We start from the raw sequence: 24965 nt of genomic DNA on the forward strand, positions 1-24965 counted from the left end.
CAGGCGGTGGTGGAGGGGCGGCGACCTCGCGCCATTTGCCCCTCCGTCAGCGCTTCGCGCTGCCACCTCCCCATGGCTTCGCCACAGGGAGGATTGAACGTCCGCAATCGGTCGAAAGCCGCCATTCTTGGCGCAGGCTTGGAAAGACAGGATCGCCGTTAAATCAAGCGGCCTGTTTCGCGCGATCCGCCATTTCCTGATTGAGCATTTCGGCCAGCAGGAAGGCGAGTTCCAAGCTCTGCCCTGCGTTGAGGCGCGGGTCGCAATGCGTGTGGTAACGGTCGGCGAGGTCCATCTGCGTGACGTCCATCGCGCCGCCGGTGCATTCGGTGACATTCTGGCCGGTCATCTCGATATGGATGCCGCCGCCATGCGTGCCTTCGGCGCGGTGGACGGCGAAGAAGCCGCGCACTTCGGCGAGGATACGCTCGAACGGGCGCGTCTTGTAACCGTTGGGCGTCTTGATGACATTGCCGTGCATCGGGTCGCACGACCAGACGACGGGGTGGCCCGATTCCTTCACCGCGCGCACCAGCTTGGGCAAATGCGCCTCGATCTTGTCGTGGCCGTAACGCGTGATCAGCGTCATGCGCCCCGCGACATGATGGGGGTTGAGCGTGTCGAGCAGGCGCAACAGCACGTCGGGCTCGAGGCTGGGGCCGCATTTCATCCCGACCGGATTGCCGATGCCGCGCAGATATTCGATATGCGCCGAGCCCTCGAACCGCGTGCGGTCGCCGACCCACAGGAAATGCCCCGACGTGTCGTACCAGCCGCCGGTCAGGCTGTCCTGCCGGGTGAGCGCCTGTTCATAGGGGAGCAGCAGCGCTTCATGACTGGTGTAGAAGCTGGTGCCCTTGATCTGCGGCACCGTCTCGGGCGTCACGCCGCACGCTTCCATGAAAGCGAGCGCCTCGGAAATCCGTGCCGCGGTTTCCTGATATTTCTTGGCCCACGGGCTGCGGTCCATGAAATCGTGCGTCCAGGCGTTGACCTGGTGCAGGTTCGCATAACCGCCGCCGGCGAACGCGCGGAGCAGGTTCAGCGTCGCCGCCGACTGGTTATACGCCTTGACCATGCGCGCGGGGTCGGGCTCGCGGCCCGTTTCCTCGAACGCAATGTCGTTGATGATGTCGCCGCGGTAACTCGGCAGCGATACGCCATCGATATCTTCCATGTCCGCCGAGCGCGGCTTCGCGAATTGGCCCGCCATGCGGCCGAGCTTCACCACGGGCATCTTCGACGCGAAGGTCAGCACGACCGCCATCTGGAGGAGGACGCGGAAGGTGTCGCGAATATTGTTCGGGTGGAATTCGGCAAAGCTCTCGGCGCAGTCGCCGCCCTGGAGCAGGAACGCCTTGCCTTCGGCAACCTTGCCGAGTTCGGCGGTCAGGTCGCGCGCCTCGCCCGCAAACACCAGCGGCGGATAATTGCTGAGCTCGCGCTCCGCCGCCGCGAGCGCATCGGCGTCGCGATAGGAGGGGAGTTGGCGGGCCTCGTGCGAGCGCCAGCTATGCGGTTGCCAATTTTTCGTCATCTGCCTGTCTTTTCGCGTTCGAATCGAGCGCCACATGGCGCCTATACCGCGCGGAAGCAATGTTTCCGGCACGATCAAACGAGAAAATTAGCATTATCGTGACCTTTGCGCACCTATGCTTTTCTTGGACCCCAAAAACTGATAGTTTGTTACAAGCTTTTGAAACGACGGTAGGAGCGCGATCAAGGCATTCGGCTATCGGTAACGTTATACATCCGCGGCCCGATTTGGGCCCCGACGTGAAGCGATTGGCTATGGCGAATTTCGATTCCGCATGGTTCGTTTATGGGGTGCTGCTGTTGCTGCTGGCGACGAGTTTCGTCGTGCGCATCGATTATGTCCGCATGGGACTTGCCGCCGCCGCGCTCGTCGCGCTTCCGCTCGTCCTGTTCCGCGACCCCGATGTCGGCTATGGCCTGCTCGTGCTCGCCATCCTGGTCGTCAACATCGGCATATTGACCCGGCTGTGGCTGCACGGGACAAATGTCCGCTTTTCGGCGGAGGAAGAGGAATTGCGCCGTCAGCATTTCGGGCGGCTCGGTCCCCTCGCCGCGCGCGGTCTCATCGATCAGGGGCACTGGATTTCGGCAAAGCGCGGCGAGGTGCTGATCCGCGAGAATCAGGCAGCGCCCAGCCTTTTCTATCTCGCCGAAGGGCTCGCTTCGGTCCAGCGCGACGGCGCCGAGATCGCGCGTCTGTCTGACGGCGCGTTGATCGGCGAAGCGACCGTGCTCGGCGGCGCCCATGCGACCGGCACGGTGGTGCTGGGCAGCAACGCGCGGCTGTGGTTCGTCCCGGCGGCGGCGCTGCGTGCCTATCTCGCCGCCAATCCCGACCTCGCCGGGGCGCTCCACGAAGGCTTTGCGCGCGCGCTGCGCGGCAAGCTGGCGAGCGCGAACACGCGGATCGCCGAGCGGCCCCTTGTTTCGAAAGCGACGCCCGCATCTGACGCCTCGAATATGTAATCGCGTCCTGCTAATCCTCGGGCATGACGCTGATTCTCTATGGCATTCCGAATTGCGACACGGTGAAAAAGGCGCGCCGCTGGCTCGACGAGCGGGACGTGGCGTATCGCTTTCATGATTTCCGCAAGGACGGGCTCGACCCCGCGCGGCTTGATGGCTGGATCGATGCGCTGGGCTGGGAAAAGCTGCTCAACAAGGCGGGCACGACCTTCCGCAAGCTGCCTGACGCGCAGAAGAACGGCCTCGACGCCACTTCGGCCAAGGCGCTGATGCTCGAGCAGCCGGCGATGATCCGGCGGCCGGTAGTCGAAGCGGCGGACGGGGTCGGCGTCGGGTTTTCGCCCGACGAATGGCAGGCTCGTTTTGCGAAATGATGCGGCGTTTCGCGGCGCTGCTCGCCCTGATGCTTACCGCCGGCTGCGCGGCTGAGCCCGTGACCGCGCAGGCAACCCTCGACGGCCAGCCGCCAATCGTCATCGCGCATCGCGGGGCGTCGGGCGAGCGGCCCGAACATACCATCGCCGCATACAAGCTCGCGATCGAACTGGGCGCCGATTATATCGAGCCCGACCTTGTCCTGACCAAGGACGGCACCCTCGTCGCACGGCACGAGAATGAGATTTCCGAAACCACCGATGTTGCGAACCGCCCGGAATTTGCCGATCGCAAGACGAGCAAGACCATCGACGGGCAAAAGGTCACCGGCTGGTTTACCGAGGATTTCACGCTGGCCGAGCTCAAGACGCTGCGCGCGCGCGAGCGATTGCCGAAACTGCGCAGCACCGATTACGACGGGCAATATGAAATCCCGACCTTCGAGGAAATCCTGACCTTCCTTGCCGAAGCCAACAAGGGGCGCGAGCGGCCCGTCGGCGTCTATCCCGAAACCAAGCATCCCGCCTATTTCGCGTCGATCGGCTTGCCGCACGAGGGGCCGCTGCTCGCGATGCTCGATCGCTTCGGTTACCGCGGACGTGCGGCGCCGGTGTTCATCCAGAGTTTCGAAGTCGGCAATTTGAAGGCGCTGCGCGCGAAGAGCGACCTGCCGCTGATCCAGCTGATGGATGGCGAAGGCGGTCCGGCCGACACGCCGGGCACCAGCTATGCCGCGATGGCGGCGCCTGCGGGCCTCACCGCAATCGCCGCCTATGCCGACGGCATCGGGCCGTATAAGGAAATGGTCATTCCGCGCGGCGCGCTGGGCCGGCTCGGCGATCCGACGAACCTTGTGCGCGATGCGCATGCCGCGGGGCTCAAGGTCCATCCCTGGACCTTTCGCCGTGAAAATTACTTCCTGCCGCTCGGCGACAAGGGCGGGATCAATCCCGCCGGCCACGGCGATCTGGCGGCGGAAATCGACGCCTATCTGAAAACCGGCATCGACGGGCTGTTCAGCGACAACCCGCGCGAAGCGGTCGCGGCAGCCAAGACGCGCGCCGGAGGCTGATCGGCCCGCATCGGAAGCAGTGGCCGCGCGGGGTCCTGAAACCACCGACAGCCGCTAACCTCCTCTCCCAGCCCAAAACCTCAGCGCAATGTCATCGTGTCGCCTTCGACATTGACCGCATCGAGCTTCGCCAGGAAGCTCTGGCCGAGCAGCGATACGCCCATGTCGGCATCGACAACGGCCGCCCGCACTTGCCGTACTTCGAGCCCGTCGACCTCGACGCTGTCGAGCATGACCGTGCGCATCGGCACGTCGCCGCCCGCAGTGCGCGCCATGCCGCTGACCGGCAGGTCGTCGACATCGATCCCGATCGCTTCGGCATCGCGGCGCGTCAGCGCGACGATCGACGCGCCACTGTCTACCATCATGCGGACGTTGGTCCCATCGATCTCGGCGTCGGCGTAAAAATGCGAGTCGCCGGACCGGCCAAGCCGCACTTCCCCACCCGACGATCGGGACGCCGGCGACGGTTCGGACGACCATCCGCCGCGCCGGTCGCGCTGCGTCGTCCAGTTGCCGTGGGCGTCATCCGCGCTTTCGGCCGACGCGCGCGCATCGCTGGCCGACCGACCGGCGATCCCCGCCATACCGATCGACGCCACCGCGATCACCGCGGCCAAGCCAAGAAAACGCCCCATCATGTGGCGCCTTTTCGCAAACACAGGTTGGATATTGGTTAAGCGGGGGCCTGTTCGATGAAAGCCCGCCAGACCGGCATCGCCCCGCGGATCGAATAAACGATCCGCGCGCAGGCATAGGAACGTCCATGACGGTTGTCGGCATCTGTCGCGGTCGCGGGCCAGGGCCCCGCGCCGTCATCACCCGCGGACCAGCAGACGATCGCCTCGGCCTCCTTTCCCGCTTCGATCGCGGCGCGCTCATCGGCGCCCAGCGAAGCGGGCGCGCGCCAGCCCAGGATCGCGCGGTGCGTGACGCGGTCTGAGAAAAGCGCGTGCCCGAAAGGACCGTGACGATCGCCGAGAAGATTTTCGACGCACGCACGGTCGGCGGCCGAAAGCCATTGCCCGCCGAGCAAGGGTGCCCACGCCGCCTCATCGCGCGAACGGAGCGCCGCGGCCAATTCGTCGGCCGCCGCCGCAAAGCGCGGCGTCCACACCGAATCCGCTGCGAGCGGAACAAGTTGTGCGCGTGGCGCCGCCGCCTCGGGCTCGGTCGGCAACAGCGACGCCGGCGCCGCGACTGCGGCAATCGGGGATGCGAGAATGGCGACGAGCGCCAACGAAATCGGCATAGCGCGCATGCTGCGGATTCTAGCAGCAAAGGCTGCATCTGTCATGAGCCGCCGGCGAGCCCCTCGCGCATCCATGCCGGGGCGGTGGCGGGGTCGATCGCCTCGGTCCACCGATGCTCGACCGACCAGCCAAGCTCGGGATAGGCAATGACCTGCCTTTTCTCGTCGGCCTCGGCGACCGGGACGACAACGATCCGGCGGTTCACCTTCTGCCGCCAGTTCATCCGCGCGGTATTTTCCTGCCCCACATAACAACCCTTGGTAAAGCTGACTCCGTTCAGTTCGGCCGCATTGCATTCGAGCCACAACGTCGTCCCGTCGCCGAGCTCGGCGCGGCCTTCGGCTACACCCAGCGCGAGCCGGTGCGCGCGCCAGGCGGCGTCGGCCCCCTCGCCTTCGCCGGCGGGCGCAAGCCAGCGCTGGCCGAGGTCGGGCAGCCGCGGATCGACGACACCCAGATCGCCGCCGGGCGCCCAATGCACCGCCAGCTCGGGCTCCAATGCGATCGTGATCGCGCGGCGCAGGCGATAGAGGGTCAGGCGTTTCGCCAGCGCCTCCGCCGCATCGCGCTCGCAATCGATCAGCACATCCTGCTCGTCGGCCCAGATCAGGAAATCGAACAGCGCCTTGCCCTGCGCAGTGAGCAGCGCCGCCCACACCGGCAAATTGCCCGACGTGTCGTTGGTGACGAGACCTTGCAGGAAACCGCGAACATCCTCCCCCGACAGACGGATGAGGGCGCGGTCGTGGAGGGTGGTATTGGACATGACGATAATTTAGGGACGCCTCAGCCAAAGCCAAGCCCACTATCAACGAGTCTTTCCGATGACCGACCGCCTGACGATCCGCCGCCCCGACGACTGGCATGTTCACCTGCGCGACGGCGCGATGCTCGACCATGTCGCGCAATATACCGCGCGCCAGTTCGCGCGCGCGATCGTCATGCCCAACCTGTCGCCGCCGGTGACGACCGCCGAGGAGGGCCGCGCCTACCGCAACCGCATCAACGCCGCGGTGCCCGCCGGGCTAGACTTCACCCCGCTGATCGTCGCCTATCTCACCGATCACAGCGACCCCGACGAGATGGCGCGCGGCCATGAAGACGGCGTCTTCACCGCCGCCAAACTCTACCCCGCGCACGCGACCACCGGCAGCGCGCACGGCGTCACCGACGTCGCAAACATCATGGGCGTACTCGAACGGATGCAGGAGATCGGCATGCCGCTTCTCATCCACGGCGAGGTCACCGACCATGACGTCGATATCTTCGACCGCGAGGCGGTATTCATCGAACGCACGCTGGAACCGCTCGTCCGCGCGCTTCCCGCGCTCAAGATCGTCTTCGAACATATCACCACCGCCGAGGCTGCGCAGTTCGTCGCCGATGCGCCCGCGACCGTGGCAGCGACGATCACCCCGCAGCATCTCCACATCAACCGCAACGCGATGCTCGTCGGCGGCATCCGCCCGCACGCTTATTGCCTGCCCGTCGCCAAGCGCGAGCATCACCGGCTTGCAGTTCGCGCCGCCGCGACCTCGGGCTCGCCCAAATTTTTCCTCGGCACCGACAGCGCGCCGCATGCGGCGCACACGAAAGAGGCGCCCTGCGGCTGCGCGGGCATATTCAACGCCCCCTATGCGCTCGAAAGCTATATCAAGGCGTTCGACGAGGATGATGCGCTGGCCCATTTCGAGGGCTTTGCCAGCGAACATGGCCCGCGCTTCTACGGCCTGCCGCTCAATGAGGGCACGGTGACATTGGAACGCGGCGAGTCGCTCGTCCCCGACCGCATCGGCGAGGTCGTCCCCTTCCACGCGGGCGAAACGCTGGGCTGGCGGCTGGTCTGAAAATCTTCCCTGTGGCGCAGCCATGGGGAGGATATCATCAAGCCACCTCGATCATCCGCTCGGCGCGCATCTTGCGCAGCATGTCGAAACTGAACACCGCGATGCTTGCCCAGATCAGTACGAAGCAGGCGAACTGCGCGGGCTTCAGCGGCTCGTGGAAGACGAACAGGCTCAGGACGAACTGCAGCGTCGGCGCGAGGAACTGGACGAAGCCGAGCGCGGCATAGCTCATTCGCCGCGCCGCGGTGGCAAAGAGCAGCAGCGGCACCGCGGTCACGACACCCCCCGCCATCAACAGCAGGCTGATCGATCCGTCCGCTCCGAAACCTCGCCCGTCGCCCGCCCACAAATACCAGGCGGACACGGCAAGCGACGGCAACAGCAGCACGGTCGTCTCGACCGAAAGCCCGGGCAACGCCCCGACGGGAACGACCTTGCGGATCAGGCCATAGATGCCGAACGAAAAGGCGAGCGTCAGGCTGATCCACAAGGTATCGAGCGCACCCGCGAGCAAGATGGCGACCCCGACCCCGGCGATCGCCACCGCCAGCAGTTGTAACTTCGACAGCCGCTCGCCAAGGAAGATCATGCCGAGCATGACATTGACCAGCGGGTTGAGATAATAGCCGAGGCTCGCCGCGAGCACATGGTCGGTGAAGATCGAATAGATATAGACGAGCCAGTTGACCGCGATCAGCAACGAACTCGCGAGCAGCAGCCGCAGCGTCCGCCAGTCCCTCAGCGCCGCCAGATATTCGCCGATCTGCCGCCGAAAGAGCATGATGACGAAACAGAGCGGCAGCGACCAGATGATCCGCTGTGCCAGCACCTCGACCGGCGGCACGCTGCTCAGCAATTTGAAGAACAGCGGGACGAAGCCCCAGATGCCATAGGCGGCGAGCGCAAAGGGCAATCCGCCCTGATTGCTCCCCGCGGGGGCCGGTGTCTGTGCCATCGCGCTCTGGGCCGTCTAGGGGATCAGATGATGCCGCCGCCGAGCATCAGGCGAATGACGCCGATCACGATGACGACGATATTGAGGTTCCGCCCGCTCGTCTTGTCCGACATCGCACCGAGTGCGAGCCCGATGACGGCAAAGGGGATGATCACCCAGTTCGCCCAGCCGAGCAGCGGAATGAACGCAAAAACAGCCAGAACCAAGGCGATGGCGCCGATGATGAGCGATCCGATATTGAGCATGGACGCGGTTCTCGCACGCCCTCCGCGATGCGGCAAGACCCTTTCGGTTCGTCGATGGATGCGCTCGCTTCGTCTCGTTGCCTTGCGTTCATGCAACGCGATCGGGAGCAGGCTCGTTTTCTCCTCGAAGCGCCTGAACCTTCCGGGGACGGAGCGCGGAACCAGGAAAGGATTTATCATGCGTATCATCACCAAAGGCCTGATCGGCGCGTTCGCCGCCGCCAGCGTCCTCGGCACCACGCCGCTGCACGCGGGCGTGACGACCCCCGCCAAGGCGCCGGGCTATCACGAATTCGAACAGTCGTCGGACTTCTACCGCAAGCGCAAGGATCGCCGCTATTATGCGCGTGACGAGCGCATCAATCGCAACACGCGCATCTGGCGCGACAATGACGGCCGTTATCGCTGCAAGAAGGACAATGGCACGACCGGCCTTCTGATCGGCGGGGCTGTCGGCGGTCTCGCCGGCCACGAAATCGCCGGGAGTGGCGACAAGCTGCTCGGCACGGTGCTCGGCGCCGCAGGTGGCGCGCTGCTCGGCCGCGAAATCGATCGCGACAAATATCGCTGCCGTTAAAGAGACAGAAACCGTCTCGAGTGCGGGTTGAGACCCCTCCACCCGTACGCGCTGATGGAGAGGGCACCGGTTTCAACGCCGGTGCCCTCAAGCGTGCGCCCTTGCCCTGACCACCCTCTTGCCGCAAAAGCGTGGGCCGATTGCTGCGAGAGAGAGACAAATGTTAAATGGCCCCCTGCTCGTCACCGAGCGGCTCATCCTGCGCCCCCCCGCCACCGAGGATTTCGACGGCTTCGCCGAAATGTGCGCCGAAGAAGACACGATGCGCTTCATCGGCGGCACCTGCCCGCGCTCGGCGGCCTGGCGCATGTGGTGCACGCTTGCCGGCGCTTGGCATATTCGCGGATTTTCCATGTTTTCCGTCATCGAACGCGCGACCGGCGAGTGGGTCGGGCGCCTCGGCCCATGGGAACCCGACGGCTGGCCCGCGCCCGAAATCGGCTACGGGGTGCGCGCCAAATTTGCCGGAAAAGGCTATGCGCTCGAGGGCAGCGTCGCTGCCTGCGACTTCGCGGTCGAATTTCTGAAATGGCCCGAACTGATGCACAGCATCGACCCCGCGAACACGCGCTCGCAGGCGCTTGCCAGGCGGCTCGGCGCGACGAACAGCGGCCCGACGCGCCTGCCCGCGCCCTTCGAGAATGCACCGGTCGACGCCTGGACGCAGAGCGCCGACGCCTGGCGGGTCAAGCGCAAGGAGTTTATGCCATGACAGACCGCCATATCGACCCCGAACGCGCCCAGTTCGATGCGTTCAAAGCGCTTCCCCGCGATACGGTCATACATATGCTCAACCTCGTCCGCTTCCGGGACCGGGCGATCTACCCCGACGGCCACCCGCTCGCCGCCAAGGATCTGACGGGCGCCGAGGCCTATCGCCATTACGGCGCGGGCAGCGGCCCGGTATTCGCGCGCGTCGGCGGACGCGTCGTCTGGAGCGGAACGATGGAAGCGATGGTGATCGGGCCCGCCGACGAACGTTGGGATGCGGTCTTTATCGCCGAATATCCAGGTAGCGCCGCCTTCATGGAGATGGTCACCGACCCCGTCTATCGCGAGGCCGTGATCCATCGTCAGGCGGCGGTCGAAACCTCGCGCCTGATCCGCTGCGCACCCAAAGCGTCTCGCTCCGAGACAGTTTTCGGTTGATAAACCCCTGCCCGTTAACGCATTTTATTTGGGCCTTTTTGACCAAAATCGGGCATTCCCGGTAAAGGATTAAGGGAGTGTTAGCGATGATGTTGCGCGGAAAATGGCTTGTTGCCGGGTTGCTGATGGTGGCGGCGCCGCTCGCCGGCTGCCGGGACAATCCGAATGCCAAGGCCGAGCTGGCACCGCTCGACGACGGCCTCGCGGGCGCCGATCCCGCCATCAAGGGCTCGCTCGAAGACAAGATCATGGTCGACCCCAAACTGACCGGCCAGTCGAACCAGAATGCTGTCGGTCCGGGCAACAGGCCCGTCAACGGCGGTGTTCCGGGCGTCGCCGGCGGCAAGGCGGCAACCGCGGCCGAAGCGGCGGCGGCCCAAGCGGCCGGCAAATTGCTCACCGCGCCCAAGGCGCTGCCGTTCGAAGCGGGATGCGATGGCTGCGATGCCCAGAAGCGTCCCGTCACGATCGGCGCGCTCGCCCGCGAACAGCAAAAGGGCAGCTGCGATGCCAAGCTGACCTATGGCAACGCATGGGCCGATCGCCTTCCCGCCGCGTTCAAAATCTACCCGCGCGCCACGCTGCGCGAGGCGGCCGGCGTGGCCGGCGGCAAATGCAATATCCGCGTCGTCAATTTCCAGACGGCGGCGTCGATGCAGGCGGTGCTCGACTATTATCACACGATGGCGGTCCGCGCAGGCTACACCAGCGATCACCGGGTCAACGGCAGCGAGCATATGCTCGGCGGCACCAAGGGCGATCTAGCCTATGTGCTGTTCATGCGCCGCGATGGGGGAATGACCGACGTCGATCTCGTCGCTTCCGGCGGTAAATAGACCCTCCGCAAACAAAGTGAAAAGGCCCCGGGGAGAGGGATCCCGGGGCCTTCTTCTTGCCCTTCGGGGCAAGCAAGGATCAGATCTTGTCGCCGAGCGCGCCTTGGACCTTGCCCTTCAGATTCTGGGCTTCGCCCTTGCGCTCCTGCGCTTCGCCTTCGGCGCGCAGTCGTTCGTTGTCACTCGCCTTGCCGATCGCCTGCTTGGTGTTGCCGGCGGCTTCGTTGGCAATGCCTTTCGCTTTTTCGGTAAGTTCGCCCATGGGGATTCTCCTTCGGATTAGCGAGGCGGAGGGGATGCCTCTGCTCCCGCAACGGGCGGGCTCGCGATGACGTTCCGATCGACGGGACAAGGCGTTCAGGAGAAAAGACGGCTGGCTAAGGCCTTGTTGCGAACAGCCGGGCTGCATTGCCCTGGCGTATCTTCTCCTTCTCCTCGGGAGTAAGATCGAGCCGTTCCAGAGCTTCGGTCGTCTGCTCCAGCGAGAATTGCGGATAGTCCGACCCGAGCAGGATATGATCGATGCCCACATTGCGCATCGTCCAGACGAATTCTTCCTCGATCGGCGCATCGGCCGCCAGCGTTACCGTCGCCGAAATATCGAAATAAATATTGTCGCCTAACAATCCTTCGGCGGTGCGCGCCATTTTGAGGATGTTCCAGAAGCGAAAGTTCGGCCCGCCCATATGAGCGAAGACGAATCTCGTCTGGGGCGCAGACAGCGCCAGGTTGAACAATTTTTCGCTGTCGCCGCCGGGAACGATGTTCGCATTGTCCATCACGACGATCACGCCGAGTTCGCCCGCGCGCTTGACCAGCGTCAGCACGCGCGGATCGGCGGGGTCGAAACGCTGCGTGTGCGGATGGATTTTGAGCAGCCTGACGCCGCGCCCCGCGACGCGCGCCAACTCGTCGAGCGCCGCGGGGCCGTCATAAGGATGCACCGTCGCGATCGGAACGACGCCCCCATGCTTCGCCGCCAGCGCGATCAGCGCATCGTTGCGCGCGCTAATGTCCGCGGGATTGCCCGCGCGCGCCTGGTTCGGGCCCCCGAACCACATCACGCCCAGCCCGCTCACCGTCAGCCCCGCCGCCTTCACTTGCGCCTCATATTCGCCGAGCGATTTTTCGCCGTCCCACAGGTGGACATGGCTGTCGAACACCGGCCGGGCGGTCGCGGCCGCCGGGACGAGCAGCAGGGCGGCGGCGAGGAAGGTTGTGATGTTCATAGGCGTTGCCTTGATCGACGGGCTGGGCTAGCGGCGCAAAACCGCTTCGCCCCATGGCAGGATTTCGAGATCTGGCCAATACTGCCGCCACCGCGCGGACTTCAATTCATAATAGGCTTCGGTGATTTGCGTCGCATTGGCCCGCACAACGGGGCGCAGCAAATCTGCCAGCCCGAAGGGCGCAACTATCTCAAGGTCCGTTGCCCGGCGCAATCCGATCGCCGCAGCGGTCGTCGGATAAGTCCCGATCGCGTCGGGCACCGACCGATAGGGTACGATGGCATGGCCGAATTTGGCGGCGTACCACAGGTGGACCCGCGCCTGGTTCTTGACGTCGAACCGCACGGGCAGGTCGGCGAACAGCGACGCGATCCGCAATTCGGTCCGCTCTTCGGCTTCGGCCGACAAGTCGCCGGCGTCGAAATAGACGATATCGGCGTCGGCGATCCCGTGATGCGGGTCGAAACCGAAATGCTCGTTCCACCGGGCCTGCGCCACGATGCTGCCGGTCAACCATGCGTCGGGCAGCGCAATCTCGCCCCACCGGCGCAGGATCGACGAAACCGCCGGATGCCCGGTTACCAGGCCGGACAAGCGCCGCGCGAGCTCGTCGGTCAGATCAGACCCGCCAGCGGGCTCGACGGGTCGGCATATTTGCGCAGCCCCATGCGCCCCGCGAGGTAAGCGTCGCGCCCGGCCTCGACCGCGCGCTTCATCGCCCGCGCCATCAGGATGGGGTCCTTCGCTTCGGCGATCGCGGTGTTCATCAGCACGCCGTCGCAACCCAGTTCCATCGCCACCGCCGCATCGCTAGCGGTACCGACGCCCGCGTCGACAAGCACCGGCACCGACGCCCCCTCGACGATCAGGCGGATCGTGACGCGGTTCTGGATGCCGAGTCCCGAGCCGATCGGCGCGCCCAAAGGCATGATCGCGACCGCGCCCGCGTCCTCGAGTTGTTTCGCTGCGATCGGATCGTCGACGCAGTAGACCATCGGCAGGAAGCCTTCCTTGGCAAGGACTTCGGTCGCCTCCAGCGTCTCGCGCATGTTGGGATACAGCGTCTTCGCCTCGCCCAGTACTTCCAGCTTGACCAGGTCCCAGCCGCCCGCCTCGCGCGCCAGCCGCAGCGTGCGGATCGCATCGTCGGCGTTGAAGCAGCCCGCGGTGTTCGGCAGATAGGTGATCTTCTTGGGATCGATTAAGTCGGTCAGCATCGGCGCCGTCGGATCGGACACGTTGACGCGGCGCACCGCGACGGTGACGATCTCCGCACCCGAAGCCGCAACCGCCGCGGCATTCTGTTCGAAATCCTTGTATTTGCCGGTGCCGACGATCAGGCGCGACGTAAAGGTCCGGCCGGCGACGCTCCAGCTATCGATCTTGTCCACATTCAATCCTTATTCTGTACCACATTCGCAACGCCGCCGAGCGGATCGCGCACGAAAAAGCGGCGGACACCCCATGGCTCGTCTCGCAGGGCATAGACGATCTCGTGACCGGCCTCGACCGCACGCGCATACACGGCATCGACGTCATCGACGCCGACCGAATAGGCAGGGCCCCACCCCGACGGATCGCTGCTGAGGATGCTGATCTGCGCCAGCGGCTGTCCGGCCGAGCGATAGGTTGTGATGAAATCCATCGCCATCGCGGTCTCGAGCCCCAACACTTCGTTGAAGAAGCCCTTGCCCGTTCCCGGATCGTCCGCGTAACGATTGGGGACTATCCGTGCGACCGGCATCAGCCGCCTCCTACGAAATGAACGATTTCCAGCGCGTCGCCTTCCGCGAGCGCCACATCGGCAAGGGTCGAGCGGGGAACGATTTCGCGGTTGCGCTCGACCGCGACCTTCTTCACGTCGAGACCTAACGACGCGACCAGATCGGCGATGCTGCCCTCGCGCACCTGCCGGGATTCGCCGTTGAGAATGACCGAGATCAAGAAATCCGCCTCGCTTTGCCTTTTGCCGAGCAGCCCATATAGGGGGAGCGAGCCTCGCCGCAACCGAAAGCCCGCGCCTTGCCCGAACTTCCGACCGTCTTTGTCCTCTCCGGCCCGAACCTCAACCTGCTCGGCACGCGCGAGCCCGAGATTTACGGGACCGATACGCTGAACGACATCCATGCCCGGCTCGAGGCACAGGCCACCGCTCTCGGCCTCCGCGTCGAATGCCGCCAGACCAATCACGAAGGCGTGCTGATCGACTGGCTGCACGAAGCCTATATCGCCGGCGCGAAAGCCGTGCTGCTCAATGCGGGCGGTTACACGCACACCTCGATCGCGATCCACGACGCGATCAAGTCGATCAAGGTTCCGGTGATCGAGGTCCATTTGTCGGACCCGATGAAACGCGAAGCGTTCCGGCATTTGAGCTATGTCGGCATGGCCGCGGCGCAGCATTTTGCCGGCCACGGCGCGGATAGCTACACGCTGGCGCTGGACGCCGCCGCCCGTCTCTGACAATAGGGCCCATCAAAAAACGGGGTCAGGCGTTCGACCAACGGCGCCGCAACAACAGGAAAATTCTCATGGGTGACCATAAAGACAATGGCATCAATATCGATCCGGCGTTCGTGCGCGCGCTCGCCGAACTGCTCGACGACACGCAGCTCAGCGAAATCGAGGTCGAGGACGGCGACCGCAAGGTCCGCGTCGCGCGCACGCTGACCGCTGCCGCGCCGGTCGCCTTCGCGCCGGCGCCCGTCGCAGCGCCTGCCGCCGCGGCACCGGCCGCTCCCGCCGCCGCTCCAGCCGCAGCGGCGCCCGCCGCCGACAGCTTCGCCGATGCCGTCAAGTCGCCGATGGTCGGCACCGTCTATCTCGCCCCCGAACCCGGTGCGCCCAATTTCGCGGCAATCGGATCGGCGGTAAAGGCTGGCGAGACGATCCTGATCATCGAGGCGATGAAGGTCATGAACCCGATCGTTGCGCCCGCCGCAGGCACGCTGAAGGCCGTGCATGTCGAGAACAGCCAGCCGGTCGAGTTCGACCAGCCGCTGTTCACCATCGGATAAAGTCAGCCCATGGCTATCGAGAAACTGCTGATCGCCAACCGTGGCGAGATCGCACTGCGCATCCACCGCGCGTGCCATGAAATGGGTATCAGGACGGTCGCGGTCCACTCGACCGCCGATACCGACGCGATGCACGTCCGCCTTGCCGACGAGGCCGTGTGCATCGGACCGCCGGCGGCCAAGGACAGCTATCTCAATATTCCCGCGATCATCTCGGCGGCGGAGATCACAGGCGCGGACGCGATCCACCCGGGCTATGGCTTCCTCTCGGAAAACGAACGCTTCGCCGAGATTATCGAAGCGCACGACATGATCTTCGTCGGCCCGAAGCCCGAGCATATCCGCACGATGGGCGACAAGGTCGAGGCCAAGCGCACCGCGGTCGCATTGGGCCTGCCTGTCGTTCCAGGCTCGCCCGGCGCGGTGACCTTCAGCGAGGAGACCAAGAAGCTCGCCAAGGACATCGGCTATCCGGTGCTCATCAAGGCCGCCTCGGGCGGCGGCGGGCGCGGCATGAAGGTCGTTCCCGACGAGGACAGCCTCGAAAGCCTGATGGGTCAGGCCTCGTCCGAGGCGGCGGCTGCGTTTGGCGATCCGACCGTCTATATGGAAAAATATCTCGGCAACCCGCGCCACATCGAATTCCAGGTGTTCGGCGACGGCCGGGGCAATGCCATCCATTTGGGCGAGCGCGACTGCTCGCTCCAACGCCGCCACCAGAAGGTGCTCGAAGAGGCCCCCTCGCCGATTATCTCGGCCGAGGAACGCGCGCGCATGGGCGGTATCTGCGCCGACGCGATGGCAAAGATGAGCTATCGCGGCGCCGGGACGATCGAATTCCTCTGGGAAAATGGCGAATTCTTCTTCATCGAGATGAACACGCGCATCCAGGTCGAACATCCGGTGACCGAGATGATCACCGGCTTCGACCTCGTCCGCGAACAGATCCGCATTGCGGGCGGCGCGGGCCTGTCGGTAAAACAGGAAGACCTCGAGTTCCGCGGCCATTCGATGGAATGCCGCATCAATGCAGAGGATCCGCGCAACTTCCTGCCCTCGCCGGGCAAGGTGACGAGCTATCACGCTGCGGGCGGCATGCATGTCCGCGTCGATAGCGGGCTCTACGCCGGCTATTCGATTCCGCCCTATTACGACAGCATGATCGGCAAGCTGATCGTCTATGGCCGCAGCCGCGAAAGCTGCATGATGCGGATGCGCCGCGCGCTGGACGAAATGGTGATCGGCGGGGTCAAGACGAACATCCCGCTCCACCAGGCGCTGCTCGCCGACCCCGACGTCATCCACGGCGACTATACGATCAAATGGCTCGAAGAATGGCTCGCGCGAAAGGATGACGAGGCGAAAGCCTGACGTCTTTTCTTGCGCCGAACTGTGCGGCAGCTCACTTTCACTGCGGTTGATTTTTGGCTATGGGCTCTAATCATGGTCAAAAACTCTCCTTTTTCGGCGCGCCCCGCCACCGCGCTTCTTCTCCCGCTGAGCCTGCTCGCGGCGCCCGCCCTCGCCCAAACGGCGGTGAAGGAAGATTCTGTCATCCTCCAGCCCGACAAGGTGAAGGACGACGCGCCCGTCGTCGAAACCGCCGCCGAAGCGAATCTGCCAAGCTGGTCGAAACAGAATGCTGAGGCGCTGCTCGTGTCGATCGAAGGCATCGGCGCCGAAGGCCTGTTCGCCAAGGACTATAATCCCGACGCGCTCGCCGCGGCGATCATGGGCGAGGACCAGGCCCGGCTCGACAAGGTCGCGACCGACACCTTCCTGCTGCTCGCGACGCATCTGCGCGACGGCCGCACGCCCAATGCTGCGCGCAAGCAATGGTTCATGGTCGACAGCGACGCCGAAAGCGAACCTTTGCTCTCGCTCCTCGCCGGCGCGCTGGGCGCCGGAACGGTGAGCGAGACGCTTGCAACGCTCGATCCCGTGCACCCCGATTTCGCAGCCCTTAAGGCGTCGCTCGCGAAGGCGAAAACCCCGGCCGAAGCCAATGCGATCCGCGTCAACATGGAACGCTGGCGGTGGATGCCGCGCAACCTCGGCGAACGCTATGTCGTCAGCAACGTGCCCGAATATCTGACCCGTGTCGTCCACGGCGGCACGGTCATCGCGACGCACAAGGCCGTGGTCGGCAAGAATGCGACCCCGACGCCGCAATTGAACCCGATGGCGACCGGGATCATCGTCAACCCGACCTGGACACTGCCGCGCAGCATCATCAACGAAGGCATCGGCGCGACGATCGCGCGCAATCCCGGCTCCGCGCGCGCGCAGGGCTATACCTGGACCGGCAGCGGAAAGACGCTGTCGGTGGTCCAGCAGCCCGGCGCCAACAATGCGCTCGGCGTGATGAAGATGGAGATGCTCAACGAGCATGCCATCTATCTCCACGATACGCCCTCAAAGGGGGCGTTCAACGCCGCCGCGCGCGCGTTCAGCCATGGTTGCATCCGTACCGAGCGCGCGCTGCATTTCTCGGGCCTGATGGCGGTGATGTTCGCGGGCAAAAGCCCCGAGGAATTCGGTGAGGCGATCGCGAGCGGCAAGACGACGCGATTCGGCTTCGACCAGCCTTTTCCCGTCTATGTCGCCTATTGGACCGTCGTTCCCGACGGCAAGGGCGGCATAAAGAAGCTCGCCGACATCTATGGCCGCGACGCGCCCGTGGTCGCGAGCTTCGCCAAGCCCGGCCGCCCGACCGCGACGATCGTCGCGCCGGCGCCGCCCGCCGTCGTGCCGACGGTCACGACGACGCCGGAGACAAGCGGAATTTATTGAGCGCCGGCTAACGACCGATGGTGTCATTAATCCTCCCCATCGCGTCGCCACAGGGAGGACTTTCTCTTCGCCACAAAGCCGACGCCGAAAAAAAAGCGCTTTCCTACAATATCCGGCTATGCCAGCCTTCACCCCGGCTCTTTCACCCGGTAGATAAAAGCGGTTGCTGGCTCGTTTGCTCAGGCGGTCTGGCTGGGCGCATCCCGTACCCCTGCGGCGTCAAATCGGGCGGCGCACAAGGCTGACTTTTACTGACCTTTGGACGGCGTTACAGGCGGTGGCAGGTTCCCACGCCAAAAACCGGCGGCGCATTATCAGTCCGCCGTCTTGGGCAACGTCCCGCTGAAACTGCTCGCGCGGCGCAGATTCTCCGTGCCGGGCAGCGGATCGGCCGGCGGCAGATCGAACGGCTTGGGCATCGGCGGCGGCGCGCTGAGCCGGTCGGCGAAGAGCAACCGGCCGGGCCCCAGCTTGTAGAGGATCATCGGCAACAGTTCCTCGCCGAACACGAAACAGCCTTCGCTCCGCCCCAACTTGCCTTGCGTCGCGATCAGCGACGGATCGGCATACCAGGCGCCATGCACGACGATCGCGCGCACGTCGGCCGAATAATTGTCGGGCTCCAGCCCGGCAAGCCGCATCGACGATCCGTTGGCGCCCCAGTAATAATCGCTGGTGCGATAGGCACCGCGCGACGTCGCGAGGCTGCCGACGCGGTTCGAAAAGCTCTTGAGCCAGCCGTCGTGCTGCGGGTCTGACCCGCGCCCGTGCGTCACCGGGAACATGTCGACCTTGCCCGCCACCATATCGACCAGCGCGAAGCGCGGGCGCGACGACGGCAGGCCGAAATCGACGACGCCGACGCGGTCGCTCTGCGGGATATTGCGCCCCTGCATCGCCAGCTGCTTCTTCGCGACGGCGACATAATCGACGGGCGGCGGCAAGGGCGCCGCCGGCTGTTGAATCCAATTAGGCAGCTGCGCGCGCGCCGGTGCGGCGGCCAGTGCCCCCGCTCCTGCAAGTCCCGTCAACAACGCCCTGCGATCGATCAATTCATGCACTTGAACAGCAACCCCGCAATGGCCGCCCTTTGGCGGTCCCTCGACATTGCATAAGTCGTGTTCGGGCCGCGAAAGGCAAGCAGGTGGTTCCCCTTCATGCGGGAGGATGTGCCATATATGCCATGAATAGCGCGTTTACGCCGCGATAAGGCTGCGTTAGGACGTCATCCCATGAACGCGACCATCTGGCACAACCCCGCTTGCGGCACCTCGCGCAAGACGCTGGCGATCCTTCAGGAGACGCCCGGCGTCGCGCTGACCGTCGTCGAATATCTCAAAAATCCGTACAGCGCCGACAAGCTGCGCCAGCTGTTCGCCGACGCCGGCCTCACCGCGCGCGACGCGCTGCGCCTGCGCGGCACCGACGCCGAGGAACGCAGGCTCAACGACGCCGACGAGGACGAGATCATCGCCGCGATGGCCGCAAATCCCGCCTATGTCGAACGCCCATTCGTCGAAACCGACAAGGGCGTGCGATTGTGCCGCCCGCAGGACCGGGTGCACGAAATCCTCTGACGGTTTCGCGACCGTTACAGCGGCAATGGTTCTGCCTCTTCCTCCTCGTCGGCATGATCGGGCAGACCGGCATCCTTGCGCGTTTTGCGGAACACGCGTTCCAGTTCGTGCGGCAGGGCAAAATAGGCCCACAGCCCGGCAATTGCTGCGGAAAAGAGAGCTCTGACCAAAGCCATCTGGGTCAACCCGCCCAGCATGACATCGTGCGCGATCGCGACCGGCAGGTGAAACGCGAATGCCGCGATCACCATGCCATAGGCGTACAGGCCACGGCGTTGATCGATATACCTCAGCTGTTCGAGACGCTGGATGAGAGCCAATCCGCCTATTGGTCGCCGCGCCCGCATGGCACACCGTACACCTGCGTGGCAGGAAAGGATCGTCAGCAACGCCAGATTGAAGGTTGCAGTGCCTGAGATGTCGACGCCTGACCGGGTCAGAAAATAGGCCAGCAATCCGCCTGCCAACTGCACGGGAGCGTAACCCGACAGGAAGCGAAGGGCGATCCCGCGCACCGATTTGCCTTCTCCGGCAACGATGTCCGCCTTGGCAAAGCCCTGCGCCAGATACACACGAATGGCCTGATGGCCGTGCTCGGTGAGCACCCACTCCTCCATTCCTAACGCGCTCAAGCCTTCATCGATCGTGCCGGGCTCGGCCATGCCGAACGAGTGCAGGACATGGTAGAATTCGCTATGAGCCGATTTGGACGCCGTCATCTGTTGACGGCCGGGCTCGGCCAACATCTGCGCAAGACACGACTGGTCTCCCCGCGAAAGCCGCTGGAAGCTATACCATATGATTTTGCCGTCGTAGTCCAAGCTGGTCGCCCCCGAATTAGGCAGCCTATGACGGAAACCTTGTGTTGCTGTTAAGAAGTCGGCTTGGGATCGCCGCAACAAAACCTGCCCTTACCCCGCCGTCGCAAACCAGATGACATGCCGCGCACCCTTGCCGTTGCTCCGCGCGCGAACGCCGACCTCGTCGACCCGGAATCCCGCCGCCGCCAGCCGCCGCGTAAAGCGCGCATCGGGCGCCGCCGACCAGATCGCCAATATGCCGCCTCGCGTCAGCGCTGCCTTTGCCGCCGCAAGGCCGGCGGCCGAGTATATCCGGTCATTGGCTTCATGCGTCAACGCATCGGGGCCATTGTCGACGTCGAGCAGGATCGCGTCATATTGGCCGCGACCATCGGCAATCGCCGCCGCGACGTCGCCGACGACGAGTTCGACCCGCGGGTCGTCGAGGGCGCCCGCCGCCAGCTCGGCCATCGCCCCGCGCGCCCAGTCGATGATGCCGGGAACCAGCTCGGCCACCGTGATCTTCGCGTCGGGCCCTAGCGCGGCGAGCGCGGCGCGCAGGGTAAAGCCCATGCCATAACCGCCGATCAGCAGATGTGGCGCCTTGCGCCCTGCCAGACGCGCATAGCTCATCGTGGCCAATGCCTCTTCGGACCCGCTCATCCGGCTGCTCATCAATTCGTTACCGCCGATCGCGATGATGAAATCGCCGCCGCGCCGGAACAGGTGAAGCTCGCCGCCACCGGGCACTGCCGCCGTGCCGATCAATTCGCGCACCTTCACTTGCCCTCGCCCGTCATTGCGTCATTCCCCATTGTCATCATGCGGCCCATTCGGCTGGATCGGACTCTTCGCCGATCAAGGCAAGGCCATGCGCGATCGAGGTCAGCTCGCCCCCGGTCGCGATCCGGTCGGCGCCGAAGCGGCGATCGAAGAGCGCCCGGATCGCGGGGATCAGCGACGAACCGCCGGTCAGAAAGATACGGTCGATGGCCGCCGGCGCGACGCCCGCCCGCGCCAGCGCGGTGTCCATCGCGGTTTCGATGCGGCGCAGGTCGTCGGCGATCCAGCGTTCGAAATCGGCGCGGCGCACCTCGGCCCGGATGTCGACGCCATCGCCCGTAAAAGTGAATTCGGCTTGGTCGGCGCCCGACAGGGCGCGCTTGAGCCGCCCGACCGCGTCGTAGAGCGGAAAACCCTGTTCATGCTCGATCAGCGCGATCATGCGCCCGATCGGTTCTGGATCGACCGCATCGCGCTGCAGCCGCCGCAATTCGCCCAGCGTACGGCGATTGCGCATCAGCGCGAGGCGCGACCAATCGGCAAAATCGGCGAAATAGCCGCCCGGAATTTCGAGCAGTTTGTCGAACGAGCGATAGGTACCGCCCTTGCCCAGCAGCGGCAGCACCAGCCTGTCGACGATGCGATAATCGAACCGGTCGCCCGCGATGCCGATCCCCGACGATGCGAGCGGGACGCAGCGGCGCGCACTTCCCGGCGCAGCGACGCGGACGATCGAAAAGTCGGTGGTGCCGCCGCCGAAGTCGGCGACAAGGATCGTCGCAGGCTCGGTCAGGCGCGAGGCATAGCTGTGCGCCGCTCCCAGCGGTTCGTGCACATAATATATTTCGGTACCGAAGGCTTCGAGCATCAGGTCGTAACGCTGCCGCGCCAGCGCCGCGTCGGGCCGCGCGCCGGCATACTCGACCGGACGACCGACGATCACCCGCCGCGGCCGCGTATCGAGCCGCCCGCCAGCATGCGCGACCAGCCGCTGCAGGAACAGCCGCCCCATATCCTCGAAGCGGTACGGCTTGTTGAAGATCATCGCGCGTTCGAACGACGGGCTCGCCGCGACGCTCTTGAACGACTGGACGAAACGGCTGTCGAGCGGCGACTGAAGATATTCTTCGATCGCCCACGGCCCCGCTTCATGCGCGACTCCCTGCCAGGCGCGTTCTTCTTCCCAGAAGCAGAGCGCCGAGCGGAATACGCCGCCGGTCGCCGCATCACCCGCAAATTCGACGAGTTGCGTATCGCCGCTGCCGTTGGCCAGCGCAACGACGGTGTTGGTGGTGCCGAAATCGAGCCCGAGCGCGCTCGCGGCCTGGTTGCTGTTCATGACGATACCTGTGGGGATGAGCCGAGGCCGGCGCGGGCGGCGCCTATTGCACAGACTCAAATGATGGGCAAGGCGCCCGCCCGGCCCGCTATCCTGCCCCGATCCGCCCGTCCGCGATATGAAAGCGCGTCACCGGTCCCGGCATGTCGTCGAACAACGCCCCCTCGGTGCCCGTCAGCCACGCCTGCCCCCCCTGCCCCGCAAGCCGTTCGTAGAGTGCGCCGCGGCGCAGCGGGTCGAGATGCGCCGCAACCTCGTCGAGCAGCAGCACCGGCCGCTGTCCGCGCAGCCGCGCGACGCAATCGCTGTGCGCCAGAACGAGCGACAGCAGCATCGCCTTCTGTTCGCCGGTCGAGCAGCGCGCTGCAGCGCGGCCGGTTGCGGCATGAACCGCCGACAGGTCGTCGCGATGCGGCCCTGCGGTCGCGCGCCCGGCGGCGGCGTCGATGCGGCGACGGCCCGCGAACAGCGCCTTCAGCGCCTCGACCTCGTGCGGCGCGCTGCGCGCATCGCCCTCGCTGTCGACAAGTGTCAGCAGCGGGCGGGCGAAGGGCGCATCGGGCAGCGCGGCGAGTTCGGCCGATAGGGCGGCGAGCATATGCTGGCGCGCCGTGTCCATCGCGGCGCCATGTTCGGCGAGCTGCGCTTCGAGACTCGCGAGCCACCCCGCATCGGCGGCCGGCAGGTCGACGAGCAATTTGCCGCGCGCGCGCAGCGCCGCTTCATAGCGGTTGCTGTGCTGCGCGTGGCGCGGGTCGAGCGCGAGCACGAGCCGGTCGAGGAAGCGGCGGCGGTTGCCCGCGGTTTCGACGAACAGCCGGTCCATCGCCGGAGTCAGCCACAATATCGCAAGCCATTCGCCGAGCGCAGTCGCCGCCGCCGCAGCGCCGTTGATCCGCACGATGCGGCGCCCCGAATGCGCGGGCTCGGTCCCGGTACCGAGCGCGACCGGCGGCAGGTCCACCCCAGCCTGGAGTTCAGCGAACACGGCGAAGCCCCCGCTTGCCCCGTCGCGCACCATGTCGAGGAGCGCCGCGCGCCGCAGTCCGCGACCCGGCGCGAGCAGCGAGATCGCTTCCAATATGTTGGTCTTGCCCGCGCCATTGTTGCCGTGCAGCGCGACCAGCCCCGCTGCGGCCGCCATGTCCGCGCCGGCGTGATTGCGAAAATCGGTTAACGAAAGGCGGGTCAGCGTCATCCTTTTCTGCGCCTACCGCAGCGCCCGCAACGACACCAGCCCGACGCGCGCATCTTTCGAAAGAATATTTTTCGTCAAATGGCAATTTTCACCATTCATGCGCAAATTTCCCGTTTGAATATCGGGTCGCGATTCAGAAAATGGCGCTTAACCGCCAATTAATGAAATTGGCACGCCCCATGCATAACTGCTGGCATCCACCGGATGGCCGGATGGAAGGTTCAAGGAAGGATAAAATCATGGCTCATTTCAACGTTCACGCCGTCAAGAGCTACGCGCTTGCTGCTTTCGCTTCAGTCTATGCCTCGGTGATGTTGCTCGCAATCGTCGGTCAGAATGGTGCGCAGGTCGGTTCGCTGGTCGTTTGATCGGCGAACCCCACCAGCCTTCGATAACGCCGGCCCCGAGCCGGGATGGAAAGGAAAGAAATGAAACAGGGTTTTCGCAAGAATCGTCGCGACGGGATGATCTTCGGCGTGTGCGCCGGAATGTCAGAACAGTTCGGTATCGACGTCTTGTGGACGCGCGTCGGCTTTGTCGCCCTGACGCTTCTAGGCTTCGGCCTGCCTCTGCTGCTGTACCTCGCCGTCGCGATCCTCGCGCCCTAGGACAGCCCGGGCCGGCCGCCTTACAGGCGCAGTCGCACCGGCCCGCATATTTCCAAGGACCAAGGGCCCACCGGCCAGACCGGTGGGCCCTTTTCATTTGGGGCGCACGGTGAAACGGTAAGGAATATAGAGGAACACCTCGGTCGCGCTCGCCTGCGCCCAGATCAGTTGCTCATTCAGCCCCGCGACCTCACGCCATAGTCGGGTCCGAAGGCGCCGGCGGTCTTGAGCGCCTCGTCCGCGACCAGCTTGACGATCTCGGGCCGATACTGGTCGGGGTTGATGATCGTGAGCGTAATGGCGCCGCGCCGTTCGATCAGCGCGCGCCCTTCGGCCGGCACGACCTTGATGAAATTGTCGATCCGCGACTGCGCGCTGCCGACCGATCCGCCCAGCTTCGCCTTTACATAGACCGCAATCTCGCTGGTATCCGGACGTCCCCCGCTCCGGAAGGCGAGGTCGCTATAGTTGGCAAGCGTTACTTTGGTCAGCTCGAATTCGCCGGTGACCAGTTCAACCCCAGCGGCGTCGGTACGCCTGATCGCGCTCTCGATCATCGCATGGATCTCGCGCTTGCGGACGTCGGCGTCGCGCGAATCCGAAGTGAATTTAACCGGCTGGATGGCGCTGTCGGCCGCCCGCCGCAAGCCGACGACGGTCTGTTCGTCGGAGAGATAATCGGCCGAGGCGCGTTGCCCCGTCACAACCACTTCCCCCATGATATTGCTATTGTCCTGCGCTGCAGCAGGAGCGCCCGCCGCCAGCATCGCCGCCGCGATCATACCGATACGCATCGCTATCTCCTCACCA

General features: G+C 64.9%; 33 protein-coding genes. 15 read left to right on the forward strand and 18 right to left on the reverse strand.

Features of this window, described 5'->3' with window-relative positions; all coding sequences use genetic code 11:
• Positions 1 to 163: 163 nt before the first annotated feature.
• A complete protein-coding gene (locus tag HDC35_RS16975) occupies positions 164 to 1537 on the reverse strand; it encodes a class II 3-deoxy-7-phosphoheptulonate synthase (protein ID WP_184648583.1) in 1374 nt (457 codons plus the stop codon).
• A gap of 254 nt (positions 1538 to 1791) precedes the next feature.
• On the opposite strand from HDC35_RS16975, the gene HDC35_RS16980 reads away from it, so the two are divergent.
• Genes HDC35_RS16980 through HDC35_RS16990 form a run of 3 tightly spaced genes read left to right on the forward strand, consistent with a single transcriptional unit; the run spans position 1792 to position 3949 of the window.
• Entirely contained in the window at positions 1792 to 2502 is a 711-nt protein-coding gene (locus HDC35_RS16980) for a Crp/Fnr family transcriptional regulator (RefSeq protein WP_184648584.1), read from the forward strand.
• Between the two features lie 23 nt (positions 2503 to 2525).
• Entirely contained in the window at positions 2526 to 2876 is a 351-nt protein-coding gene (locus HDC35_RS16985) for an ArsC family reductase (RefSeq protein WP_184648585.1), read from the forward strand.
• On the forward strand, positions 2873 to 3949 hold the full coding sequence (locus tag HDC35_RS16990; RefSeq protein ID WP_184648586.1) for a glycerophosphodiester phosphodiesterase: 1077 nt from the start codon (positions 2873 to 2875) through the stop codon (positions 3947 to 3949). Before HDC35_RS16985 ends, HDC35_RS16990 begins: the two co-directional genes overlap by 4 nt.
• Before the next feature lie 80 nt (positions 3950 to 4029).
• Here HDC35_RS16990 and HDC35_RS16995 read toward each other — a convergent pair whose 3' ends face one another.
• The 3 genes from HDC35_RS16995 to HDC35_RS17005 are packed head-to-tail and all read right to left on the reverse strand — an operon-like array spanning position 4030 to position 5968.
• Positions 4030 to 4590: a TIGR02281 family clan AA aspartic protease gene (locus HDC35_RS16995; RefSeq protein ID WP_184648587.1), complete on the reverse strand. Its 561-nt coding sequence runs from the start codon at positions 4588 to 4590 to the stop codon at positions 4030 to 4032.
• 35 nt (positions 4591 to 4625) lie between these two features.
• Positions 4626 to 5201 carry a hypothetical protein gene (locus HDC35_RS17000; protein WP_184648588.1) on the reverse strand — a complete coding sequence of 192 codons (576 nt, stop codon included), beginning with the start codon at positions 5199 to 5201 and terminating at the stop codon, positions 4626 to 4628.
• Between the two features lie 41 nt (positions 5202 to 5242).
• Positions 5243 to 5968, reverse strand: a complete 726-nt coding sequence (locus HDC35_RS17005) for a folate-binding protein YgfZ (protein WP_184648589.1) — start codon at positions 5966 to 5968, stop codon at positions 5243 to 5245.
• 58 nt (positions 5969 to 6026) lie between these two features.
• Between HDC35_RS17005 and pyrC the strand changes: the two genes are divergently transcribed.
• Positions 6027 to 7049: a dihydroorotase gene (gene pyrC / locus HDC35_RS17010; protein ID WP_184648590.1), complete on the forward strand. Its 1023-nt coding sequence runs from the start codon at positions 6027 to 6029 to the stop codon at positions 7047 to 7049.
• Positions 7050 to 7086: 37 nt separating this feature from the next.
• Here the strand turns inward: pyrC and rarD are convergent, their stop codons facing one another.
• Both rarD and HDC35_RS17020 read right to left on the reverse strand, forming a co-directional pair.
• A complete protein-coding gene (gene rarD, locus HDC35_RS17015) occupies positions 7087 to 8004 on the reverse strand; it encodes an EamA family transporter RarD (RefSeq protein ID WP_184648591.1) in 918 nt (305 codons plus the stop codon).
• A gap of 23 nt (positions 8005 to 8027) precedes the next feature.
• Positions 8028 to 8249: a hypothetical protein gene (locus HDC35_RS17020; RefSeq protein ID WP_136174006.1), complete on the reverse strand. Its 222-nt coding sequence runs from the start codon at positions 8247 to 8249 to the stop codon at positions 8028 to 8030.
• Between the two features lie 178 nt (positions 8250 to 8427).
• On the opposite strand from HDC35_RS17020, the gene HDC35_RS17025 reads away from it, so the two are divergent.
• The 4 genes from HDC35_RS17025 to HDC35_RS17040 all read left to right on the forward strand — a co-directional run bounded on the left by HDC35_RS17025 (position 8428) and on the right by HDC35_RS17040 (position 10811).
• Complete coding sequence (locus HDC35_RS17025; protein WP_184648592.1) at positions 8428 to 8826, forward strand: glycine zipper 2TM domain-containing protein; 399 nt, start codon at positions 8428 to 8430, stop codon at positions 8824 to 8826.
• 160 nt (positions 8827 to 8986) lie between these two features.
• Positions 8987 to 9538 carry a GNAT family N-acetyltransferase gene (locus tag HDC35_RS17030; protein WP_184648593.1) on the forward strand — a complete coding sequence of 184 codons (552 nt, stop codon included), beginning with the start codon at positions 8987 to 8989 and terminating at the stop codon, positions 9536 to 9538.
• Entirely contained in the window at positions 9535 to 9975 is a 441-nt protein-coding gene (locus HDC35_RS17035) for a DUF1330 domain-containing protein (protein ID WP_184648594.1), read from the forward strand. Before HDC35_RS17030 ends, HDC35_RS17035 begins: the two co-directional genes overlap by 4 nt.
• 86 nt (positions 9976 to 10061) lie before the next feature.
• Entirely contained in the window at positions 10062 to 10811 is a 750-nt protein-coding gene (locus tag HDC35_RS17040; protein ID WP_184648595.1) for a hypothetical protein, read from the forward strand.
• Positions 10812 to 10890: 79 nt separating this feature from the next.
• Here HDC35_RS17040 and HDC35_RS17045 read toward each other — a convergent pair whose 3' ends face one another.
• The 6 genes from HDC35_RS17045 to thiS all read right to left on the reverse strand — a co-directional run bounded on the left by HDC35_RS17045 (position 10891) and on the right by thiS (position 13984).
• Positions 10891 to 11073 (reverse strand): CsbD family protein, encoded by a 183-nt coding sequence (locus HDC35_RS17045; RefSeq protein WP_184648596.1) that lies wholly within the window; start codon positions 11071 to 11073, stop codon positions 10891 to 10893.
• 115 nt (positions 11074 to 11188) lie between these two features.
• Complete coding sequence (locus HDC35_RS17050; protein WP_184648597.1) at positions 11189 to 12040, reverse strand: amidohydrolase family protein; 852 nt, start codon at positions 12038 to 12040, stop codon at positions 11189 to 11191.
• Positions 12041 to 12067: 27 nt separating this feature from the next.
• Positions 12068 to 12634, reverse strand: coding sequence for a nucleotidyltransferase family protein (locus HDC35_RS17055; protein WP_260397810.1), 567 nt, complete (start codon positions 12632 to 12634; stop codon positions 12068 to 12070).
• Between the two features lie 20 nt (positions 12635 to 12654).
• Positions 12655 to 13437: a thiazole synthase gene (locus tag HDC35_RS17060; protein ID WP_221438309.1), complete on the reverse strand. Its 783-nt coding sequence runs from the start codon at positions 13435 to 13437 to the stop codon at positions 12655 to 12657.
• Entirely contained in the window at positions 13434 to 13784 is a 351-nt protein-coding gene (locus HDC35_RS17065; protein WP_184648598.1) for a VOC family protein, read from the reverse strand. The genes HDC35_RS17060 and HDC35_RS17065 overlap by 4 nt, the downstream gene beginning before the upstream one ends.
• Positions 13784 to 13984, reverse strand: coding sequence for a sulfur carrier protein ThiS (thiS, locus tag HDC35_RS17070; protein ID WP_184648599.1), 201 nt, complete (start codon positions 13982 to 13984; stop codon positions 13784 to 13786). Before thiS ends, HDC35_RS17065 begins: the two co-directional genes overlap by 1 nt.
• A gap of 78 nt (positions 13985 to 14062) precedes the next feature.
• On the opposite strand from thiS, the gene HDC35_RS17075 reads away from it, so the two are divergent.
• The 4 genes from HDC35_RS17075 to HDC35_RS17090 all read left to right on the forward strand — a co-directional run bounded on the left by HDC35_RS17075 (position 14063) and on the right by HDC35_RS17090 (position 17850).
• The gene (locus HDC35_RS17075) at positions 14063 to 14503 is read left to right on the forward strand and encodes a type II 3-dehydroquinate dehydratase (protein WP_184648600.1); all 441 of its coding nucleotides are present in this window, start codon (positions 14063 to 14065) and stop codon (positions 14501 to 14503) included.
• 68 nt (positions 14504 to 14571) lie between these two features.
• On the forward strand, positions 14572 to 15057 hold the full coding sequence (gene accB, locus HDC35_RS17080; RefSeq protein WP_184648601.1) for an acetyl-CoA carboxylase biotin carboxyl carrier protein: 486 nt from the start codon (positions 14572 to 14574) through the stop codon (positions 15055 to 15057).
• A 9-nt stretch (positions 15058 to 15066) separates the two neighbouring features.
• Positions 15067 to 16428, forward strand: coding sequence for an acetyl-CoA carboxylase biotin carboxylase subunit (gene accC, locus HDC35_RS17085; protein ID WP_184648602.1), 1362 nt, complete (start codon positions 15067 to 15069; stop codon positions 16426 to 16428).
• Positions 16429 to 16500: 72 nt separating this feature from the next.
• Positions 16501 to 17850, forward strand: a complete 1350-nt coding sequence (locus HDC35_RS17090; RefSeq protein ID WP_184648603.1) for a L,D-transpeptidase family protein — start codon at positions 16501 to 16503, stop codon at positions 17848 to 17850.
• A 314-nt stretch (positions 17851 to 18164) separates the two neighbouring features.
• On the opposite strand, the gene HDC35_RS17095 is transcribed toward HDC35_RS17090, so the two are convergent.
• Positions 18165 to 18881 carry a murein L,D-transpeptidase catalytic domain family protein gene (locus HDC35_RS17095; RefSeq protein ID WP_260397811.1) on the reverse strand — a complete coding sequence of 239 codons (717 nt, stop codon included), beginning with the start codon at positions 18879 to 18881 and terminating at the stop codon, positions 18165 to 18167.
• A gap of 201 nt (positions 18882 to 19082) precedes the next feature.
• Here HDC35_RS17095 and HDC35_RS17100 point away from each other — a divergent pair, with 201 nt between their 5' ends.
• Positions 19083 to 19427 (forward strand): arsenate reductase family protein, encoded by a 345-nt coding sequence (locus HDC35_RS17100; RefSeq protein WP_184648605.1) that lies wholly within the window; start codon positions 19083 to 19085, stop codon positions 19425 to 19427.
• Positions 19428 to 19441: 14 nt separating this feature from the next.
• On the opposite strand, the gene HDC35_RS17105 is transcribed toward HDC35_RS17100, so the two are convergent.
• The 4 genes from HDC35_RS17105 to recF all read right to left on the reverse strand — a co-directional run bounded on the left by HDC35_RS17105 (position 19442) and on the right by recF (position 23547).
• Entirely contained in the window at positions 19442 to 20248 is an 807-nt protein-coding gene (locus HDC35_RS17105; protein ID WP_184648606.1) for a hypothetical protein, read from the reverse strand.
• 90 nt (positions 20249 to 20338) lie between these two features.
• Positions 20339 to 21010 (reverse strand): spermidine synthase, encoded by a 672-nt coding sequence (locus tag HDC35_RS17110; protein WP_184648607.1) that lies wholly within the window; start codon positions 21008 to 21010, stop codon positions 20339 to 20341.
• Between the two features lie 37 nt (positions 21011 to 21047).
• Positions 21048 to 22349, reverse strand: a complete 1302-nt coding sequence (locus HDC35_RS17115) for an Hsp70 family protein (RefSeq protein WP_184648608.1) — start codon at positions 22347 to 22349, stop codon at positions 21048 to 21050.
• Positions 22350 to 22437: 88 nt separating this feature from the next.
• Positions 22438 to 23547 (reverse strand): DNA replication/repair protein RecF, encoded by a 1110-nt coding sequence (gene recF / locus HDC35_RS17120; RefSeq protein WP_184648609.1) that lies wholly within the window; start codon positions 23545 to 23547, stop codon positions 22438 to 22440.
• A 239-nt stretch (positions 23548 to 23786) separates the two neighbouring features.
• Here recF and HDC35_RS19750 point away from each other — a divergent pair, with 239 nt between their 5' ends.
• Both HDC35_RS19750 and HDC35_RS17125 read left to right on the forward strand, forming a co-directional pair.
• Complete coding sequence (locus HDC35_RS19750; protein WP_260397812.1) at positions 23787 to 23915, forward strand: hypothetical protein; 129 nt, start codon at positions 23787 to 23789, stop codon at positions 23913 to 23915.
• A gap of 60 nt (positions 23916 to 23975) precedes the next feature.
• Positions 23976 to 24155: a PspC domain-containing protein gene (locus HDC35_RS17125; protein ID WP_184648610.1), complete on the forward strand. Its 180-nt coding sequence runs from the start codon at positions 23976 to 23978 to the stop codon at positions 24153 to 24155.
• 176 nt (positions 24156 to 24331) lie between these two features.
• Here HDC35_RS17125 and HDC35_RS17130 read toward each other — a convergent pair whose 3' ends face one another.
• Positions 24332 to 24949, reverse strand: coding sequence for a TonB-dependent receptor (locus tag HDC35_RS17130; protein WP_184648611.1), 618 nt, complete (start codon positions 24947 to 24949; stop codon positions 24332 to 24334).
• Positions 24950 to 24965: the final 16 nt, after the last annotated feature.

Origin of the sequence: Sphingopyxis sp. JAI128 (assembly GCF_014207235.1) — a bacterium.
Lineage (GTDB): Bacteria > Pseudomonadota > Alphaproteobacteria > Sphingomonadales > Sphingomonadaceae > Sphingopyxis.

What these genes read in the sequence shown, in the direction of transcription:
- HDC35_RS16975 (WP_184648583.1), bottom strand. Translation starts at nt 1,537, where the DNA reads ATGACGAAAAATTGGCAACCGCATAGCTGGCGCTCGCACGAGGCCCGC.
- HDC35_RS16980 (WP_184648584.1), top strand. Translation starts at nt 1,792, where the DNA reads ATGGCGAATTTCGATTCCGCATGGTTCGTTTATGGGGTGCTGCTGTTG.
- HDC35_RS16985 (WP_184648585.1), top strand. Translation starts at nt 2,526, where the DNA reads ATGACGCTGATTCTCTATGGCATTCCGAATTGCGACACGGTGAAAAAG.
- HDC35_RS16990 (WP_184648586.1), top strand. Translation starts at nt 2,873, where the DNA reads ATGATGCGGCGTTTCGCGGCGCTGCTCGCCCTGATGCTTACCGCCGGC.
- HDC35_RS16995 (WP_184648587.1), bottom strand. Translation starts at nt 4,590, where the DNA reads ATGATGGGGCGTTTTCTTGGCTTGGCCGCGGTGATCGCGGTGGCGTCG.
- HDC35_RS17000 (WP_184648588.1), bottom strand. Translation starts at nt 5,201, where the DNA reads ATGCCGATTTCGTTGGCGCTCGTCGCCATTCTCGCATCCCCGATTGCC.
- HDC35_RS17005 (WP_184648589.1), bottom strand. Translation starts at nt 5,968, where the DNA reads ATGTCCAATACCACCCTCCACGACCGCGCCCTCATCCGTCTGTCGGGG.
- pyrC (WP_184648590.1), top strand. Translation starts at nt 6,027, where the DNA reads ATGACCGACCGCCTGACGATCCGCCGCCCCGACGACTGGCATGTTCAC.
- rarD (WP_184648591.1), bottom strand. Translation starts at nt 8,004, where the DNA reads ATGGCACAGACACCGGCCCCCGCGGGGAGCAATCAGGGCGGATTGCCC.
- HDC35_RS17020 (WP_136174006.1), bottom strand. Translation starts at nt 8,249, where the DNA reads ATGCTCAATATCGGATCGCTCATCATCGGCGCCATCGCCTTGGTTCTG.
- HDC35_RS17025 (WP_184648592.1), top strand. Translation starts at nt 8,428, where the DNA reads ATGCGTATCATCACCAAAGGCCTGATCGGCGCGTTCGCCGCCGCCAGC.
- HDC35_RS17030 (WP_184648593.1), top strand. Translation starts at nt 8,987, where the DNA reads ATGTTAAATGGCCCCCTGCTCGTCACCGAGCGGCTCATCCTGCGCCCC.
- HDC35_RS17035 (WP_184648594.1), top strand. Translation starts at nt 9,535, where the DNA reads ATGACAGACCGCCATATCGACCCCGAACGCGCCCAGTTCGATGCGTTC.
- HDC35_RS17040 (WP_184648595.1), top strand. Translation starts at nt 10,062, where the DNA reads ATGATGTTGCGCGGAAAATGGCTTGTTGCCGGGTTGCTGATGGTGGCG.
- HDC35_RS17045 (WP_184648596.1), bottom strand. Translation starts at nt 11,073, where the DNA reads ATGGGCGAACTTACCGAAAAAGCGAAAGGCATTGCCAACGAAGCCGCC.
- HDC35_RS17050 (WP_184648597.1), bottom strand. Translation starts at nt 12,040, where the DNA reads ATGAACATCACAACCTTCCTCGCCGCCGCCCTGCTGCTCGTCCCGGCG.
- HDC35_RS17065 (WP_184648598.1), bottom strand. Translation starts at nt 13,784, where the DNA reads ATGCCGGTCGCACGGATAGTCCCCAATCGTTACGCGGACGATCCGGGA.
- accB (WP_184648601.1), top strand. Translation starts at nt 14,572, where the DNA reads ATGGGTGACCATAAAGACAATGGCATCAATATCGATCCGGCGTTCGTG.
- accC (WP_184648602.1), top strand. Translation starts at nt 15,067, where the DNA reads ATGGCTATCGAGAAACTGCTGATCGCCAACCGTGGCGAGATCGCACTG.
- HDC35_RS17090 (WP_184648603.1), top strand. Translation starts at nt 16,501, where the DNA reads ATGGTCAAAAACTCTCCTTTTTCGGCGCGCCCCGCCACCGCGCTTCTT.
- HDC35_RS17100 (WP_184648605.1), top strand. Translation starts at nt 19,083, where the DNA reads ATGAACGCGACCATCTGGCACAACCCCGCTTGCGGCACCTCGCGCAAG.
- HDC35_RS17115 (WP_184648608.1), bottom strand. Translation starts at nt 22,349, where the DNA reads ATGAACAGCAACCAGGCCGCGAGCGCGCTCGGGCTCGATTTCGGCACC.
- recF (WP_184648609.1), bottom strand. Translation starts at nt 23,547, where the DNA reads ATGACGCTGACCCGCCTTTCGTTAACCGATTTTCGCAATCACGCCGGC.
- HDC35_RS19750 (WP_260397812.1), top strand. Translation starts at nt 23,787, where the DNA reads ATGGCTCATTTCAACGTTCACGCCGTCAAGAGCTACGCGCTTGCTGCT.
- HDC35_RS17125 (WP_184648610.1), top strand. Translation starts at nt 23,976, where the DNA reads ATGAAACAGGGTTTTCGCAAGAATCGTCGCGACGGGATGATCTTCGGC.
- HDC35_RS17130 (WP_184648611.1), bottom strand. Translation starts at nt 24,949, where the DNA reads ATGCGTATCGGTATGATCGCGGCGGCGATGCTGGCGGCGGGCGCTCCT.